Source organism: Mycobacterium sp., from assembly GCF_004298145.1.
GTDB lineage: Bacteria > Actinomycetota > Actinomycetes > Mycobacteriales > Mycobacteriaceae > Mycobacterium.
Window position 1 is genome coordinate 118,881 of the sequence record NZ_SCRH01000055.1, and the last position, 15,694, is coordinate 134,574.

Sequence of the window (15,694 nt, forward strand, 5' to 3'; positions counted from 1 at the left end):
GCATCGCCGTGATCCATATCTGGCGACCGCGGTGTGGGGGTCACAAATCCAGCAGGGCGGTTCCGGGCGACTCGATCAGATCCCTTAACTCGCAGACAAATTGGGCCGCTTGTGCACCGTCGGCGATGCGGTGGTCGAACACACAGGTCAGTGACATCGTCGGACGCACCACGACCTCGGTGCCGAGGGCCACCGGCCGCGGCTTGATGGCACCCATCCCGAGGATGGCCGCCTCGGGGTGATTGATCACCGGCACCCCGTCGTCCACACCCAACGCCCCGAAGTTCGACACGGTGAACGTCGAGCCCCGCAGCTCCCCCGGCGCCAGGGTGCCCTCGCGCGCGCCGGCGATCAGTTCTGCTGCGCGAGAAGCCAGTTCGCGGGTCGTCTTGCCGTGGGCATCGGCGATGACGGGGACCAGCAGCCCACGTTCGGTGGCCGCGGCGATGCCCAGGTGCACTCGATGGTCGACGCGTAGCTGCGGTCCCTGCGGGGAGTCGGCCCAGGTCGAGTTCAAAATCTCGTTGTGGCGCAACGCGATGATCAGCAGTCGCAGCGTCAGCACGAAGGGCGTTATCTCTTGATCGGTCGTACGGAGCCGGTCGGACAGCCGCAGCAACTCGGTGCAGTCCACCTCGACGGTGACCTTCGCGGCCGGAATCTCCTTGTGCGACAAGGTCATCTTTTCCGCCATCCGCGCCTGCACACCATGGACCGATCGGACATCGGCCCCGTTCCCGGTTCCGCGGGCCGCCGACAGCACATCCTCGCGGGTGATGATGGTGCCGGCGCTGTGCGGCAGCGAGGCGAGATCGACCATCAATTCTTTGGCCAGTTTGCGCACCGGAGGGGCGGCCAGCGGACGGTTGATGCGCCGGCTGCTGTCGACACCGGAATCGGCACCATAGCCGACCAGTGTGGGTGGCTCCGTCTCGACCGCCGCAGGGGCGCCACCGCCCGGTGCCGTGTCGATCTGCACCAGCACCTCCCCCACCTTGAGCACATCGCCCTCAGCGCCGTTCATTTCGACGATCCGTCCGGCGTGCGGGCTGGGAATCTCCACCTCGGCCTTGGCGGTCTCCACCGTGCACAACACCTGGTTGAGCTCGACGTCGTCGCCCACCGCGACGTTCCAGTGCGTCACCGTCACTTCTTCGAGTCCCTCGCCGAGGTCGGGGACCCGAAACGGCTTGATCCGCTGCTGCGCGGCCGGGCCGCTCACGGCTGTTCCAAAGCGCGCTCGACGCAGTCGAGCAGCCGGTCGGGGCCGGGTAGCCACAACTTCTCCAACCGCGCCGGCGGGTATGGGGTGTCAAACCCGCACGCGCGCAACACCGGCGCCTCCAGTTCGTAGAACAGCTCCTCTTGAATGCGGGCGGCCAGATCCGCTCCATACCCCAGGCCGCGCGGCCCCTCGTGCATCACCACGCAGCGCCCGGTCCGGCGGATCGACGTGGCGACGGTATCGAAGTCCAGGGGAACCAATGACCGCAGATCGATGACCTCCAGGCTCCAACCACGCTGGCGCTGCGCCTCTTCGGCGGCACCGACCGCCGTGCTGACCAAGCTGCCGTAGGTCACGACGGTGACGTCGGTGCCCGGCCGGCGCACCATCGCTCGCCCGATCGGTGGTTCGGGCCGGGTGGTGTCCACCATGCCGCGGCCCTGGTAGCGCCGCTTCGGCTCCAGGTACATGACCGGGTCCGGGCACGCGATCGCGTGACGCAGCAGCCAATACGCGTCGGCCGGGCTGGACGGCACCACCACCTTCAAGCCCGCGGTATGCACCCAGTATGACTCGGGGGAGTCCGAATGATGTTCTGCGGCACCGATTCCGCCGAAGGAGGGGATGCGCACGGTCACCGGCATGTTGATCTCGCCGCGGGTACGGGTGCGGTACTTCGCCAGGTGGCTGACCACCTGGTCGAAAGCCGGGTAGGAAAACCCGTCGAACTGGATCTCGGGCACCGGTACGAAACCGCGTAACGCCAGCCCCACCGCGATCCCGACAATGGCGGACTCCGCCAGCGGCGTGTCAAAGCAGCGGCCCTCGCCGAAGGCCTCGGCCAGTCCTTCGGTGACCCGGAACACCCCTCCCGCGACCGAGACGTCTTCGCCGAAGACCAACACCCGATCGTCGGCGGCCATCGCGTCGTGCAGGGCGCGGTTGAGCGCCTGCACCATGGTCAACGACTGCGCACCAAGCGCGACGTTGTCCACTGCCGCGGTGAGTGTTTCGTCGTGGCCGGCCGGACGATCGGCGAGTTGAGTCATCGACGCCTCTCAATCACTTCGGTCGAGTTCGGCCCGCAGCTGCTGACGCTGCGCCTGTAGTTCCGGCGTGATCTCGGCGTACACCGAGGTGAACACCTCATCGATGTCGAAATCGGGGGCGTCGACCACCGCGTCGCGCAATTCGGACCGCATTCGCGTTGCGCGGCCAATGACCCTTTCCTCCAAGCGTTCTGACCACAGGCCCTGGCCGCGCAGATAGGTGCGGTACCGCGGGATCGGGTCCAGCGCCACCCAGCGATCGACTTCGTCTTGCGTCCGGTATCGACTCGGGTCATCGGACGTGGTGTGCGGGCCCAGCCGGTAGGTGACCGCCTCGATCAACGTCGGTCCGCCACCGGCGCGGGCCCGGGCGGCGGCCTCGGCCGTCACGGCATAGCAGGCCAAGACATCATTGCCGTCCACCCGGATCCCGGGCATGCCGTAGCCAATCGCCTTGTGCGCCAGCGAGGGCGCGGCGGTCTGTCGGTGGAGCGGCGTCGAGATCGCCCACTGGTTGTTCTGCACGAAGAACACACAGGGCGTGGTGAACACCGCGGCGAAGTTCAGCGCCTCGTGCACGTCTCCCGTGCTGGTGGCGCCGTCGCCGAGGAAGGCCATCGTCACCGAATCTTCGCCCAGGCGTTGGGAAGCCATCGCCGCGCCCACGGCGTGCAGGGTCTGGGTGCCGATCGGAATAGCAAGCGGGGCGCAGCACTTCTTGGTGAATTCCAGACCGCCGTGCCAGGTTCCGCGCCACACGGCGCCGACGTGCCCGGGTGGGATGCCGCGCACCAAAAAAGCACCCAGTTCCCGATATTGGGGAAACAACCAGTCGGTTTTGCGTAGGCACGCCGCCGAACCGACCTGGGCGGCTTCCTGACCACGGCAGGATGCGAAGAGCGCCAACTCCCCTTGCCGCTTGAGGTTCACGAATTCGCCGTCGAGTTCCCGGGTGATCACCATCATCTCGTAAAGCCAGCCCAGTGTCTCTGCGGGAAGCTCACGGCTGTAGCGGCGTTCGGATGTCGGTGAGCCATCGGCAGCGACGAGCTGCACCGGTTCGAGGTCGACGGTCATCGGCGTCTGAGACATCTGCGCCACACCGCCTCCCTCGCTGGGTGCCGCGTGGCCCCATGAGCCACAGCGGGTCACAGCAAACGGTCAGCCGAGACCTACCGCGAGCGGATGTCGATCGCCAGCTACACGAAAGACTTCGCTCGCCGCGACACTGGCGTATTCACCATTATGCCCTCAAATGAGAAGAGACCGCGTTGATTGCGAAGACTGCCGAGCGTGTCGCGCGCGCCCGGCCCCGGGTGCCGTCGAACGGCGGGACCGTCAGCCGTTGACGGTCTCACCCGCCCTGCGCAACATCATTTGTGCGTGCTTGAGCACCGGCGAGTCGACCATCTGCCCTTCGAACGCGAAGACCCCTCGCTCGCTGCGCGCGGCCGTCAACACCCGCCGGGCCCAGTCCAGCTTGTCCTCGCCGGGGCGATACGCCCCGCGCACCACCGAGATCTGGCTCGGGTGGATGCACACGGTCCCGGTGAATCCCAGCGCGACGGCGTCTTCGGCCTCGGCCCGCAGCCCGTCGAGGTCGCGGATATCCAGGTGGACCGCGTCGAGCGCCACCCGGCCGAAGGCGGACGCGGTGAGCAGGGCCGTCGACCGCACGTGGTGGGCGACGTCGCGGTACGTGCCGTCGGCCCAGCGGCTGGAGCTGCCGCCGAGCGTGGCGACCAGGTCCTCGGCGCCCCACATCAGCCCCACCGTGCCCTGCGCCGCCGCGATTTCGGTGGCGAACACCGCGCCGCGCGGGGTCTCCAGCAGCGCGATCACGTCACGCGGGGCCAATGCCTCCACCTGCGCCGCCGATTCCGCCTTGGACAGCATCACCGTGGTGTAGGCGGTACCGGCGAGGGCCTCGAGGTCGCGGGGGTATTCGTCGGTGTCCGCCGCGTTGATCCGCACCACGGTGCGCTCGGGGTCCAGCGGTGTCTCCTGCAACGCCTTGCGGGCGGCGGGCTTGTCCGCCTCGGCCACGCCGTCCTCGAGGTCGAGGATCACCACGTCGGCCGCGCCGGCGGCCTTCGCGAAACGTTCGGGGCGGTCGGCCGGGCAGAACAGCCATCCGGGACCGGCGTCGTGCAGGTTCACTGGGCCTCCTGATCGGACGGGCGCTTCTGGACCAGCGTGGTGCGCGCGGCGCGCGCCACGACGTCGCCGTGCTGGTTGCGTCCGGTGTGCTCGAGGGTGACGATGCCTTCGCCGGGCCGGCTCTTCGATTCGCGCTTGGCCGTACACACCGTTTCCGCGTACAGGGTGTCGCCGTGGAAGACGGGCTTGGGGAAGGACACCTCGGAGAAACCGAGGTTGGCCACGATGGTGCCGAGCGTCAGCTGCGACACCGACAGCCCCACCACCGTGGAGAGAGTGAACATGGAGTTCACCAGGCGCTCGCCGCGAAAGCCCGGCTGCTCGGCGGCCCAGGCCGCGTCGAGGTGCAGCGACTGGGTGTTCATGGTCAGCGTGGTGAACAAGACGTTGTCGGCCTCGGTGACCGTGCGGCCGGGCCGGTGCAGGTAGGTGGTGCCGACCTCGAACTCTTCAAACCACAAGCCACGCTGGACAATGCTCCGTCCACCGCCGACTGTGAATTCTGCGACGGGACGCGCCGACGCCGCGTCGCCAGATTCACGCTCGCCGGCCGTCGGGCCGCGCTTACCGTCGGTCATGACAGCCCCAGCGATCGCGCGATGAGCATCAGCTGCACCTCGGTGGTGCCCTCGCCGATTTCGAGGATCTTGCTGTCGCGGTAGTGACGCGCCACCGGGTACTCGTTCATGAAGCCGTAGCCCCCGTGGATCTGGGTTGCGTCGCGGGCGTTGTCCATCGCCGCCTCCGACGCGATCATCTTCGCGATCGCCGCCTCCTTCTTGAAGGGCTTGCTCGCCAACATCTTTGCAGCGGCATCGTAATACGCCGTGCGGGCGACGTGGGCACGCGCCTCCATCCGGGCGATCTTGAAGCTGATCGCCTGATAGGAGCCGATCGGCTGGCCGAACGATTGGCGTTCGTTGGCGTACTTGACGCTCTCGTCGACACAGCCCTGCGCCGCCCCGGTCGCCAGCGCGGCGATCGCGATGCGGCCCTCGTCCAGGATGGACAGGAAGTTTGCGTAACCCGTGCCACGGGCGCCCAGCAGGTTCTCCTCCGGTACCCGCGCGTCGGCGAAGCTCAGCGGATGAGTGTCCGACGCGTTCCAGCCCACCTTGCTGTAGACCGGTTCGACGGTGAATCCCGGTGTGCCGCTGGGCACGATGATCGTCGAGATCTCTTTTTTGTCCGCGCCGACGGTACCGGTGACGGCGGTGACGGTGACCAGTGAGGTGATGTCGGTTCCCGAGTTGGTGATGAACTGCTTGCTGCCGTTGATCACCCACTCGCCGTTGTCGAGCCGGGCGGTGGTGCGGGTGGCACCCGCGTCGGAGCCGGCGCCGGGCTCGGTGAGCCCGAAGCCCGCCAGCGCCCGGCCGGCGGTCAGGTCCGGCAGCCACGTGCGCTTCTGCTCGTCGTTGCCGAACCGGTAGATCGGCATCGCGCCGAGGCTGACCCCGGCCTCCAGCGTGATCGCCACCGATTGGTCGACCTTGCCGAGTTCCTCGAGCGCCAGCGACAGTGCGAAATAGTCGCCGCCCATGCCGCCGTACTCCTCGGGGAACGGCAGCCCGAACAGGCCCATCTCCCCCATCTTGGCAACCACCTCATACGGGAAGCTGTGCTCCTCATCGTGTTTGGCCGACACCGGGGCGACGACGGTGCGCGCGAATTCGGCAACGGTGTCGCGTAGGTCTTCGTATTCCTTGGGTAACGTTCCCGCGGTTATGGATGTGGTCATGTCTCGTCCTTGCTTTCTTCTTCCGGGATCAACCGGGCCAGTACCTGATCCACGGTCACCTGATCGCCGACGGAGACCAGGACCTCCACCTGTCCGGAAACCGGTGCGGCCAGCGAGTGCTCCATCTTCATCGCCTCGACGACGACCACGACGTCGCCCTCGGAAACGTCGATGCCGGAGGGGGTTTGGACGGCGATCACGTTGCCCGGCATGGGACTGAGGATCTCGGCCCGCTGCGCACCCGCGGCGCGATGAATTTTGTTCTCCTCGGCTTCACGCAGGTGCCAGGTCCCCCGCTCGTCGGCGATCCACAGATGCCGGTCGGCTTCGGCCCATCGGTAGTCGCGGCGCAGGCCGTCGATCACCGCGCTCATGTGTGTCCGCTCGACTTGCACAGCGGCCGAATGGGTTTCCCCTTCACCAACCTGCACCGTGGCGGCCTCGGGAAGCCCCCACACCGACACCGTCTCACTGCGCAGCGGGGTGCGCATATCGGTGCGGACCGGTGCCGCGCCGCCGCCGACTCGCCATCCCGTGGGTGCCGCCCACGGATTGGCCGAGAAGCGGCGAGCGCGCAAGGCCAGAGCCGACTGCCGGTAGAGGCCGGCCGCCGCGAGCACGTCATCGGGGGCCGGCAGCGGGGCGAAGTCCGCCAGCCGCTCATCGAGCAGGGCGGTATCCAGGTCGCCAGCCCGCACCCGCTCGTCGGCGAGCAGGAACCGCAGAAATTCGATGTTGGTCTGCACGCCCAGGATCACCGTGTGGCTCAGCGCCCGGTCGAGTTTCGCCAGCGCCTCGTCACGGTCGGCCCCGTGGGCGATCACCTTGCTCAGCATCGGGTCGTAGTCACTGCCGACCAGCGTGCCGGGCAGCAGCGACGAGTCGACCCGCACGCCGTCCCCGGAGGGCTCGAAGACCCGCAGCACCCGACCGCCGGTGGGCAGGAATCCCCGCGCCGGATCTTCGGCGTACACCCGGGCCTCGATCGCGTGCCCGCGCAATTCGATGTCGTCCTGGGCGAACACCAGCTTCTCGCCGGCGGCGACCCGCAGCTGCCACTCGACCAGGTCCAGACCGGTGACCGCTTCGGTGACCGGATGCTCAACCTGCAGGCGGGTGTTCATTTCCATGAAGAAGAACTCATCCGCACGGTCGGCGGAGACGATGAACTCGACCGTGCCCGCGCCGACGTAATCGACGCTGCGCGCGGTGTTGCAGGCGGCCGCCCCGATGCGCGCCCGTGTCGCCGGATCCAGCAACGGCGACGGCGCCTCCTCGATCACCTTCTGATGGCGCCGCTGTAGGCTGCACTCGCGCTCGCCCAGGTGCACGACGTTGCCGTGCGTGTCGGCGAGCACTTGCACCTCGATGTGTCTGGGGCGCAACACAAACCGTTCCAGGAACAGCGTGTCGTCGCCGAATGCGGAGGCCGCCTCCCGGCGGGCACTGACCAGTGCCTCGCGCAGCCGTGCCGGGTCTTCCACCAGGTGCATGCCCTTGCCGCCGCCACCCGCCGACGGCTTGATCAGGACCGGATATCCGACCTCGTCGGCGGCCGCGACCAACTCGTCGTCGCTCAGGCTCGGTTTGGCCACACCGGGGACCACCGGGACGTCGAAGGCGGCAACCGCGTTCTTGGCGGTGATCTTGTCGCCCATCACCCGAATCGCCCGCGGGCTCGGCCCCAGGAACACCACCCCGGCACGCTCGCATGCGGCGGCGAAATCGGCGTTCTCGGAGAGGAATCCGTACCCCGGGTGGATCGCTTGAGATCCGGTGCGCACCGCGGCCTCGACGACCTTGTCGATGTTCAGGTAGCTCTCGCGTGCCGCGGCGGGCCCCAACCGGACCGCTTCGTCGGCCTCGAGGACGTGCCGCGCGCCGTCGTCGGGATCGCTGTAGACGGCCACGGACCGGATCCCCAGCCGGCGCAACGTCCGGATCACCCGCACCGCGATCTCCCCGCGGTTGGCCACCAATACGGTCTCGAACACTGCACTCACATCCGGAAGACGCCATAGGAGACGGGTTCCAACGGTGCTTGGGCGCACACCGAAAGAGCCAGTCCGACAAATGTTCTCGTATCGGCCGGGTCGATGATCCCGTCGTCCCACAGCCGGGCCGTCGAGTAGTACGGGTTGCCCTGGTCCTCGTACTGCCCGCGAATGGGCGCCTTGAACGCCTCTTCCTCGTCCGCGGACCATGGTTTGCCCGCCGCGGTGAGCTGCTCGCCGCGCACGGTGGCCAGCACGGATGCGGCCTGTTCGCCACCCATCACCGAGATCCGGGCGTTGGGCCACATCCACAAGAAGCGTGGCGAGTACGCCCGACCGCACATCGAATAGTTGCCCGCCCCATAGGATCCGCCGATCACGACGGTCAGTTTGGGCACCCGGGCGCAGGCGACAGCGGTGACCATCTTGGCACCGTGCTTGGCGATGCCGCCGGCCTCGTAATCCCGGCCGACCATGAAGCCGGCGATGTTCTGCAAAAACAGCAGCGGGATCTTGCGCTTGTCGCACAGCTCGATGAAATGCGCACCCTTCAAAGCGGATTCGCTGAAGAGCACACCATTGTTGGCCACGATCCCTACCGGGTGGCCGTGGATGTGCGCGAACGCGGTCACCAGCGTCTTGCCGTAGTTGGCCTTGAACTCGCTGAATTCGCCGCCGTCGACCAGCCGGACGATGACCTCATGCACGTCGTAGGGCACCCGCGGGTCCGGCGGCACCACGTCGTAGAGCTGTGTCTGTGCACACTTGGGCGGCATCGGGGGCCGCACCTCCCACGGGCTGTGCTCACGCGGGCCGAACGTGGCCGCGATCGAGCGGACGATCCGCAACGCGTGCTCGTCGTCGTCGGCGAGGTGGTCGGTGACCCCGGAAACCCGCGAATGCAGGTCGCCGCCGCCGAGTTCCTCGGCCGACACGATCTCGCCGGTCGCCGCCTTGACCAGTGGCGGGCCGCCCAAAAAGATCGTGCCCTGCTCGCGGACGATGACGGCCTCATCGCTCATGGCCGGCACGTAGGCGCCGCCCGCCGTGCAGGAGCCCAGCACCGCGGCCACTTGCGGAATTCCCTTGGCGCTCATGGTCGCCTGATTGAAGAAGATGCGCCCGAAATGCTCCCGGTCGGGAAAGACCTCGTCTTGCCGCGGCAGGAAGGCCCCGCCGGAGTCCACCAGGTAGATGCACGGCAGCCGGTTCTGCAGCGCCACCTCCTGCGCGCGCAGGTGCTTTTTGACCGTCATCGGGTAGTAGGTGCCACCCTTGACCGTCGCATCGTTGGCGACAATGACGCACTCGCGCTCCGACACGCGGCCGATCCCGGTGATGATGCCGGCTCCCGGAGATTCGTCGTCGTACATGCCGTCGGCGGCCAGCGGTGAGAGCTCCAAAAACGGACTACCGGGGTCGAGCAGGCGGTCCACCCGTTCGCGCGGCAATAATTTCCCGCGGCTGACGTGGCGTTCCCGCGCGCGCTCGCTGCCGCCGCGCGCCGCCGCGGCCAGCCGGGTGTTCAGCTCACCGACCAGGCGGCGGTGCTCGTCGGCGAAAGACGCCTCAGGAGCCTTCGCGGGCGAGGTCATCACCTTGTCCATCGCCGCAGCAGCCTCCTTGCCATAGCGTGGTCCAGCCTTTGAGTTAATGTCCATTAACTCAGAAATCGAGAATACCATTGCCGCCGTTGCCGGTCCAGGGCGGACCGTAGCCGGCGACTATGGCGAGTTAATAGCGAATAACTCGTGCTACGTTGGTGACGATTCACCACACGGAGGTCCGTCATGACAACGTCTGCCTCCGAAGGCCAGGCCGGTTCCGCTGACGCCCCAAATCGTCGGAGCCAGTTGAAATCCGACCGCCGCCTTCAACTGCTGTCGGCCGCCGAGCGGCTGTTCGCCGAACGCGGATTTCTCGCGGTGCGGCTCGAAGACATCGGCGCCGCGGCCGGTGTCAGCGGCCCGGCCATCTACCGCCATTTCCCCAACAAAGAGTCGCTACTTGTCGAGTTGCTGGTGGGCATCAGCACCCGGCTGCTCGCCGGCGCCCGGCAGGTGCGGACCGGCAGCGCCGATGCCGGCGTCGCGCTGGAGGGCCTGATCGACTTCCATCTCGACTTCGCCCTGACCGAACCCGACCTGATCCGCATCCAAGATCGCGACCTGGCGTATCTGCCCGCGCCGGCCGAAAAGCAGGTGCGCAAGGCGCAACGCCAATATGTGGAGGTCTGGGTGGGGGTCCTGCGCGAGTTGAACCCGGAACTGGCCGAGGCCGATGCCCGGCTGACCGCGCACGCCGTGTTCGGCCTGCTGAATTCGACGCCGCACAGCATGAAATCCCCCGATGCGTCACGCAGCAAAACCGTCCGCGCCGCCCGATCGCGCGCCGTCATGCGGGCGATGACGATCGCCGCGCTCGCGGCCGGAAACCAGTGCCCCTGAGCTCCCCGCCGTCAGGTGAGTAAGCGCTTGCGCGCTCAGCCCAGGTACCCTGCAAGCCATGAGGTGGACATGAACGATTCACGTCCCACCGAGCGGTTTAGTCCATCGCTACCGGGACCGCAGCAGCCGGGGTACGCCCCGCCCGCTGATCCCGCATACGCCGACCAGACGCCGTACGCCTCCACCTATGGCGGGACGACGTCGCCCTGGGCGCCCACGGCCAACGAGACGGACACGACAAGGCGGCTGCCGGCGTACTGGCAGCAAGAGGTTCCTGCATCGGACGAACTGCACTCGCAGGGGATGGCGCCCCCGCCGCCCGGAGGGCCGAAATCGCCGCGCTGGCTGTGGATCGCCGCCGGCGCGGCGGTGCTGCTGGTCGTCGCCTTGGTGATCGCGCTGGCGCTCGCGAACGACGCGATCAAGACCCAGACCGCCGTTCCGCCGTTGCCCGCGATGCCCGAGCCGAGTCCGGAGGCCCCGACATCGTCGACGCGCAAGTCACCGTCCCTCATCCCGGCGCCGATACCGCCGACGAGCGGCCCCGAGATGCCCACCCCGACGACCGGTCCGGCGGCAGCACAGGACGTCGTCTACACCGTCACGGGCGAAGGTCGCGCGATCAGCATCATGTACATCGACGTCGGTGACCTCATCCAGACCGAATTCAACGTCGCGCTGCCGTGGAGCAAGCAGGTCAGCCTGTCGAAGTCGGCGGTCCACCCGGCGAACGTCACGATCGTCAACATCGGTCACACGGTCACCTGCACGGTCACCGTCAACGGAGTTCAGGTGAGCAAGCGCTCCGGCGGGGGGCTGACGATCTGCGACGCCCGGGGCTGAGCCCTACGCGACATCGGCCACGGGTTCGGTGATCGGGGCGCTGCGCTGCGGAACACGGACCACCAGCATCGCGAGCAGCCCGGCGATCAGTACCAGCGAAATCCCGCCAAGGCCGGCGCGCACGGCACCGAATACGTCGACGAACACCGAGAACAGCCACGGCGCCAGGAACGCCACCGCTCGTCCGGTCATGGTGTAGAGACCGAACGCGACCCCTTCCCTGCCGTGTCTGGCCATCTGCAGCAACAGGGCGCGCGACGACGACTGCGTCGGTCCGATGAACATGCACAGCAGCAGCCCGCACACCCAGAAGGCCACCGGCCCGGACGACACCATCAAGGTCAGTCCCAGGGTCACGATCGCGAGCAGCGAGGCCACGATCACCGGTTTCGATCCGACTCGGTGGTCGACGAACCCGCCCAGCACCGCACCCACCGCGGCGACGACGCAGGCAGCCACCCCGAAAATCAGCACGTTCGCCTGGGAGATGCCGTAGACGTTGACGCCGAGCACCGCGCCGAAGGCGAAGATGGCCGCCAGCCCATCCCGGAACAGCGCGCTGGCGACCAGGAAGTACACCAGGTTGCGGTCGCGCCGCCATTCCGCGGAGACCTCCGTCCACAGTTTGCGGTAACCGCCCAACATGCTCGTGGGCTGATACACCTCCGCCGACGCCGTCAGCCGGTGTACGACGAACAGCAACGGCAGCGCGAACAGCGCCAGCCAGGCCGCGGCCACCACCATCGCCTCACGGACATAAAGCCCGTCCTGCAAGGGAATTCGCAGCAGGCCCCGCGTCGCGTCCGGTCCCGAGCCCGATCCGGAGATGAAGCCGGTGTAGATCACCAGCAACAGCAGGACGCTGCCGCCGTAACCCGCCGCCCAGCCGAACCCGGATATCCGGCCGGCCGTCTGCGGCGTCGAAAGCTGGCGCAGCATGGCGTTGTACGGGACGCTGGCCAGGTCACCGCAGGCCGCCGTTGCCCCCAGCAGCACCAGACCCGCCCACAGGTAGCCGGGTTGATCGCGGATGAAGAACATCAAGCAGGTCAGCGTCACCGCCGCGGCGGTCAGCACGCTCAGGGCCAGCCGCCTGCGCTGCGGAGACTCCACCCACACGCCGACGGCAGGCGCCAGCAGCGCGACGGTCAGGCCCGCGATGGCCGCCGCCCGGCCCAGCCAGCTCGCCGGCGTGGTGCTGCCCGCGATGCCCACCCCAACGCTGCTGGTCAGATACACGGCGAAGACGAAGGTGGCCACGATCGCGTTCAGGCCGGTCGAGCCGCAGTCCCAGAGTGCCCACGCCACCACGTGAGATCGCACGGGGCCGGCGGAACGCAACTCCGGCTGACTCATGACCGGCACTCTAGCGGCGCTCCCGATCGCCCGCGGATTCCGATTCGCCGGCTGTCTACGATTGGCGCATGCCGATCCCCGCCCCAAGCCCCGAGGCGCGCGCCGTTGTCACCGGAGCTTCGCAGAACATCGGTGCAGCGCTCGCCACCGAACTCGCCGCCCGCGGACACAATCTGATAGTCACCGCGCGACGCGAAGACCTGCTCAAGGATCTCGCCGCCCGCCTGACCGACAAGTATCGCGTCACCGTCGAGGTGCGACCCGCCGATTTGGCCGACCCGGGCGACCGCGCGAAACTGTGTGACGAACTGGCCGCCCGCCCCGTCTCGATCCTGTGCGCCAATGCGGGTACCGCGACCTTCGGGCCGGTTGCCACGCTCGATCCGGCCGGCGAGAAGGCGCAATTGCAGCTGAATATCCTAGGGGTGCACGACCTTACGTTGGCGGTGTTGCCCGGCATGGTCGAGCGAAAGGCCGGCGGAATCCTGATTTCCGGTTCGGCGGCCGGTAATTCGCCGATCCCCTTCAACGCCACCTACGCTGCCACCAAGGCGTTCGTGAATACCTTCGCCGAATCGCTGCGCGGTGAACTTCGCGGGTCCGGCGTCAACGTGACACTGCTGGCGCCCGGCCCGGTCCGCACCGACCTGCCGGCCGACACCGAAGCGTCGATCGTCGAGCGGCTGGTGCCGGACTTCCTGTGGATCTCGACGGAGCACACCGCTCGGGTGTCGCTGGATGCGTTGGGCCGCAACAAGATGCGCGTTGTTCCCGGCCTGACGTCCAAGGCCATGTCGGTGGCGAGCGGGTACGCCCCGCGCGCCATCGTGGCGCCCATCGTGGGTGCGTTCTACAAGAAGCTCGGCGGCGGGTAGGCGCTTACTTGCGAGCTGGGGCGCCTCCCGTCCACGCGCGTAACGCAGGGGCGGTTTCGAGCCAAGTTATTCACCGTGGCGTTACGCCCGCGAGAAGCGGCCCATGCCACTTGCGGCGACGGCCGCCGGCGCCCACCACCCGCTCGCGAGCGTAACGTGGCTGCGACTTGAGGCCCGAATTTTCGCAGCCAGGTTACGCTCGCGACGAACGGCCGCGCTTACTTGCGACGGCGACGGCCGGTGCCGCCGAAAATGCCTTTCACCGCTTCGCGTATCGCCGTATTGATGCCGCTTTTCACCGTCGGGTTCTGCAGCACTTCCTCCCACATCGACGGGCCCCGCGGCCCCGCCGGCTCAGCGGGCTCCGGCATCGGCGGAACCGGGTCATTCGCCGGGACGGGTGGGTAGTCGGACTGAGCTTGCGGCGGCGCGGCCGGCGGGGCCGACGGCTGCGCCGGTTGGGAAACCGTTTGGCCGTACTTCGCTTGCAGTGGACTGTCTTTGGCCGCGGACCCGATCGCGTCGTTGCCGATCGACGCCATCAGCGAGCGGGGCACCCGCATCCGGGTCCACGCGACCGGGGTGGGCGAGCCCTTCTCGGACAGCACGGTCACGACGGCCTCGCCGATCCCCAGCGACGTCAACGCCGATTCCAGATCGTAGACATCGGTTTTCGGGTAGGTGCGCACGGTCCTGGACAGCGCCTTCTGGTCGTCGGGGGTGAACGCCCGCAGCGCGTGCTGAATCCGCGCGCCCAGCTGGGACAGCACGTCGTTGGGCAGATCGGTGGGCAACTGGGTGCAGAAAAACACCCCGACGCCCTTCGAGCGGATCAGCTTCACGGTCTGCTCGACCTGCTCGAGGAAGGCCTTGGACGCATCGGCGAACAACAGGTGCGCCTCGTCGAAGAAGAACACCAGCTTCGGCTTGTCCACGTCGCCGACCTCGGGCAGGACGGTGAACAGGTCGGCCAGCAGCCACATCAGGAAGGTGGAGAAGATGACCGGGCGCAACGACTGACCGCCGAACTCCAGCAGCGAGATGATGCCGCGGCCCTGCTCGACGCGCAGCAGATCGTTCGGGTCGAGCTTCGGCTCGCCGAAAAACGTGTCGCCGCCCTCGCCCTCGAGGTTCACCAGCGCGCGCAGGATGACACCGGCCGTCGTGGACGACACTCCGCCAAGGGATTTCAGATCTTCCTTGCCCTCATCGCTGGTCAGGTGCGTGATGGCGTCACGCAGGTTGGCCAGGGTGACCAGCGGGTAATTCCTTTCCTTGGCCCAGTGGAAGATCAGCCCCAACGTCGATTCTTGAGTAGTATTGAGCCCCAACACCTTTGACAGCAGGACCGGGCCGAAGCTGGCGACGGTGGCCCTGATGGGCACTCCGACTCCGTCGGTGCCCAGCGACAGGAACTCCACCGGGAACGCCGTCGGCTCCCACGTGTCGCCGGTGTCGTGGGCACGCGCTGCGGTCCTGTCGTCGCCCTCCCCCGGTTTGGACAGCCCGGACAGGTCGCCCTTCACGTCGGCCATCAGCACGGGTACGCCCGCGGCGCTGAGCTGTTCGGCGATCAGCTGCAGGGTTTTGGTCTTGCCGGTTCCGGTGGCGCCGGCCACCAGGCCGTGCCTGTTCACGGTGGCCAGCGGAATGCGGATCTGCGCCGTCGGATCGGCGGCGCCGTCGACCACGACGGTGCCCAATTCCAGTGCCTGGCCGTCGACCGCGTACCCGTCCGCGATGCGGCTCGCCGGCGTTGCCGCTGAATCGGTGCTCATCGTGCTGCGCCCCTCTTCCCCAGTGATTCGGCATGCAGTTCGACAACGCTCACCCTACTTCGCGGGCGGATCCGGGGGCGAGGCCCGGCGTTGACGCCTGCTGCGCCTAGCCCAATGGTGGCGACCCGCCGCGCCCGGCTCCGCCGCACTTGCGATCGCCACTAGCCCAATGGTGGCGACCCGCCGCGCCCGGCTCCGCCGCACTTGCGATCGCCACTAGCCCAAT

General features: G+C 67.8%; 13 protein-coding genes. 3 read left to right on the plus strand and 10 right to left on the minus strand.

Features of this window, described 5'->3' with window-relative positions; genetic code table 11:
- Positions 1-40 precede the first annotated feature (40 nt).
- The 8 genes from EPN51_RS24310 to EPN51_RS24345 all read right to left on the minus strand — a co-directional run bounded on the left by EPN51_RS24310 (position 41) and on the right by EPN51_RS24345 (position 9,764).
- Positions 41-1,222 carry a dihydrolipoamide acetyltransferase family protein gene (locus EPN51_RS24310; protein ID WP_293047757.1) on the minus strand — a complete coding sequence of 394 codons (1,182 nt, stop codon included), beginning with the start codon at positions 1,220-1,222 and terminating at the stop codon, positions 41-43.
- Positions 1,219-2,274, minus strand: coding sequence for a 3-methyl-2-oxobutanoate dehydrogenase subunit beta (gene bkdB, locus EPN51_RS24315; protein WP_293047759.1), 1,056 nt, complete (start codon positions 2,272-2,274; stop codon positions 1,219-1,221). Before bkdB ends, EPN51_RS24310 begins: the two co-directional genes overlap by 4 nt.
- 9 nt (positions 2,275-2,283) lie before the next feature.
- Positions 2,284-3,366 (minus strand): pyruvate dehydrogenase (acetyl-transferring) E1 component subunit alpha, encoded by a 1,083-nt coding sequence (gene pdhA / locus EPN51_RS24320; RefSeq protein ID WP_293047791.1) that lies wholly within the window; start codon positions 3,364-3,366, stop codon positions 2,284-2,286.
- Between the two features lie 246 nt (positions 3,367-3,612).
- A complete protein-coding gene (locus EPN51_RS24325; protein WP_293047760.1) occupies positions 3,613-4,434 on the minus strand; it encodes a CoA ester lyase in 822 nt (273 codons plus the stop codon).
- Positions 4,431-5,012, minus strand: coding sequence for a MaoC family dehydratase (locus EPN51_RS24330; protein ID WP_293047762.1), 582 nt, complete (start codon positions 5,010-5,012; stop codon positions 4,431-4,433). Before EPN51_RS24330 ends, EPN51_RS24325 begins: the two co-directional genes overlap by 4 nt.
- Positions 5,009-6,175 carry an acyl-CoA dehydrogenase family protein gene (locus EPN51_RS24335; protein ID WP_293047763.1) on the minus strand — a complete coding sequence of 389 codons (1,167 nt, stop codon included), beginning with the start codon at positions 6,173-6,175 and terminating at the stop codon, positions 5,009-5,011. Before EPN51_RS24335 ends, EPN51_RS24330 begins: the two co-directional genes overlap by 4 nt.
- Positions 6,172-8,169 (minus strand): acetyl/propionyl/methylcrotonyl-CoA carboxylase subunit alpha, encoded by a 1,998-nt coding sequence (locus tag EPN51_RS24340; RefSeq protein ID WP_293047766.1) that lies wholly within the window; start codon positions 8,167-8,169, stop codon positions 6,172-6,174. The genes EPN51_RS24335 and EPN51_RS24340 overlap by 4 nt, the downstream gene beginning before the upstream one ends.
- Positions 8,170-8,174: 5 nt before the next feature.
- Positions 8,175-9,764: a carboxyl transferase domain-containing protein gene (locus EPN51_RS24345; protein ID WP_293047794.1), complete on the minus strand. Its 1,590-nt coding sequence runs from the start codon at positions 9,762-9,764 to the stop codon at positions 8,175-8,177.
- 195 nt (positions 9,765-9,959) lie between these two features.
- On the opposite strand from EPN51_RS24345, the gene EPN51_RS24350 reads away from it, so the two are divergent.
- Both EPN51_RS24350 and EPN51_RS24355 read left to right on the plus strand, forming a co-directional pair.
- Positions 9,960-10,616, plus strand: coding sequence for a TetR/AcrR family transcriptional regulator (locus tag EPN51_RS24350; RefSeq protein WP_293047767.1), 657 nt, complete (start codon positions 9,960-9,962; stop codon positions 10,614-10,616).
- A 63-nt stretch (positions 10,617-10,679) separates the two neighbouring features.
- Positions 10,680-11,459: an MmpS family transport accessory protein gene (locus tag EPN51_RS24355; RefSeq protein ID WP_293047768.1), complete on the plus strand. Its 780-nt coding sequence runs from the start codon at positions 10,680-10,682 to the stop codon at positions 11,457-11,459.
- Positions 11,460-11,462: 3 nt separating this feature from the next.
- Here the strand turns inward: EPN51_RS24355 and EPN51_RS24360 are convergent, their stop codons facing one another.
- Positions 11,463-12,815, minus strand: coding sequence for an MFS transporter (locus EPN51_RS24360; protein ID WP_293047770.1), 1,353 nt, complete (start codon positions 12,813-12,815; stop codon positions 11,463-11,465).
- Between the two features lie 68 nt (positions 12,816-12,883).
- Between EPN51_RS24360 and cmrA the strand changes: the two genes are divergently transcribed.
- The gene (gene cmrA / locus EPN51_RS24365) at positions 12,884-13,690 is read left to right on the plus strand and encodes a mycolate reductase (protein WP_293047771.1); all 807 of its coding nucleotides are present in this window, start codon (positions 12,884-12,886) and stop codon (positions 13,688-13,690) included.
- Positions 13,691-13,908: 218 nt separating this feature from the next.
- Here cmrA and EPN51_RS24370 read toward each other — a convergent pair whose 3' ends face one another.
- Positions 13,909-15,468, minus strand: coding sequence for a helicase HerA-like domain-containing protein (locus EPN51_RS24370; RefSeq protein ID WP_293047773.1), 1,560 nt, complete (start codon positions 15,466-15,468; stop codon positions 13,909-13,911).
- Positions 15,469-15,694: the final 226 nt, after the last annotated feature.

Excerpts from the sequence above, each read along its gene's own strand:
- EPN51_RS24335 (WP_293047763.1), bottom strand. The coding sequence starts at position 6,175 with ATGACCACATCCATAACCGCGGGAACGTTACCCAAGGAATACGAAGAC.
- bkdB (WP_293047759.1), bottom strand. The coding sequence starts at position 2,274 with ATGACTCAACTCGCCGATCGTCCGGCCGGCCACGACGAAACACTCACC.
- EPN51_RS24360 (WP_293047770.1), bottom strand. The coding sequence starts at position 12,815 with ATGAGTCAGCCGGAGTTGCGTTCCGCCGGCCCCGTGCGATCTCACGTG.
- EPN51_RS24330 (WP_293047762.1), bottom strand. The coding sequence starts at position 5,012 with ATGACCGACGGTAAGCGCGGCCCGACGGCCGGCGAGCGTGAATCTGGC.
- EPN51_RS24370 (WP_293047773.1), bottom strand. The coding sequence starts at position 15,468 with ATGAGCACCGATTCAGCGGCAACGCCGGCGAGCCGCATCGCGGACGGG.
- pdhA (WP_293047791.1), bottom strand. The coding sequence starts at position 3,366 with ATGTCTCAGACGCCGATGACCGTCGACCTCGAACCGGTGCAGCTCGTC.
- cmrA (WP_293047771.1), top strand. The coding sequence starts at position 12,884 with ATGCCGATCCCCGCCCCAAGCCCCGAGGCGCGCGCCGTTGTCACCGGA.
- EPN51_RS24350 (WP_293047767.1), top strand. The coding sequence starts at position 9,960 with ATGACAACGTCTGCCTCCGAAGGCCAGGCCGGTTCCGCTGACGCCCCA.
- EPN51_RS24345 (WP_293047794.1), bottom strand. The coding sequence starts at position 9,764 with ATGACCTCGCCCGCGAAGGCTCCTGAGGCGTCTTTCGCCGACGAGCAC.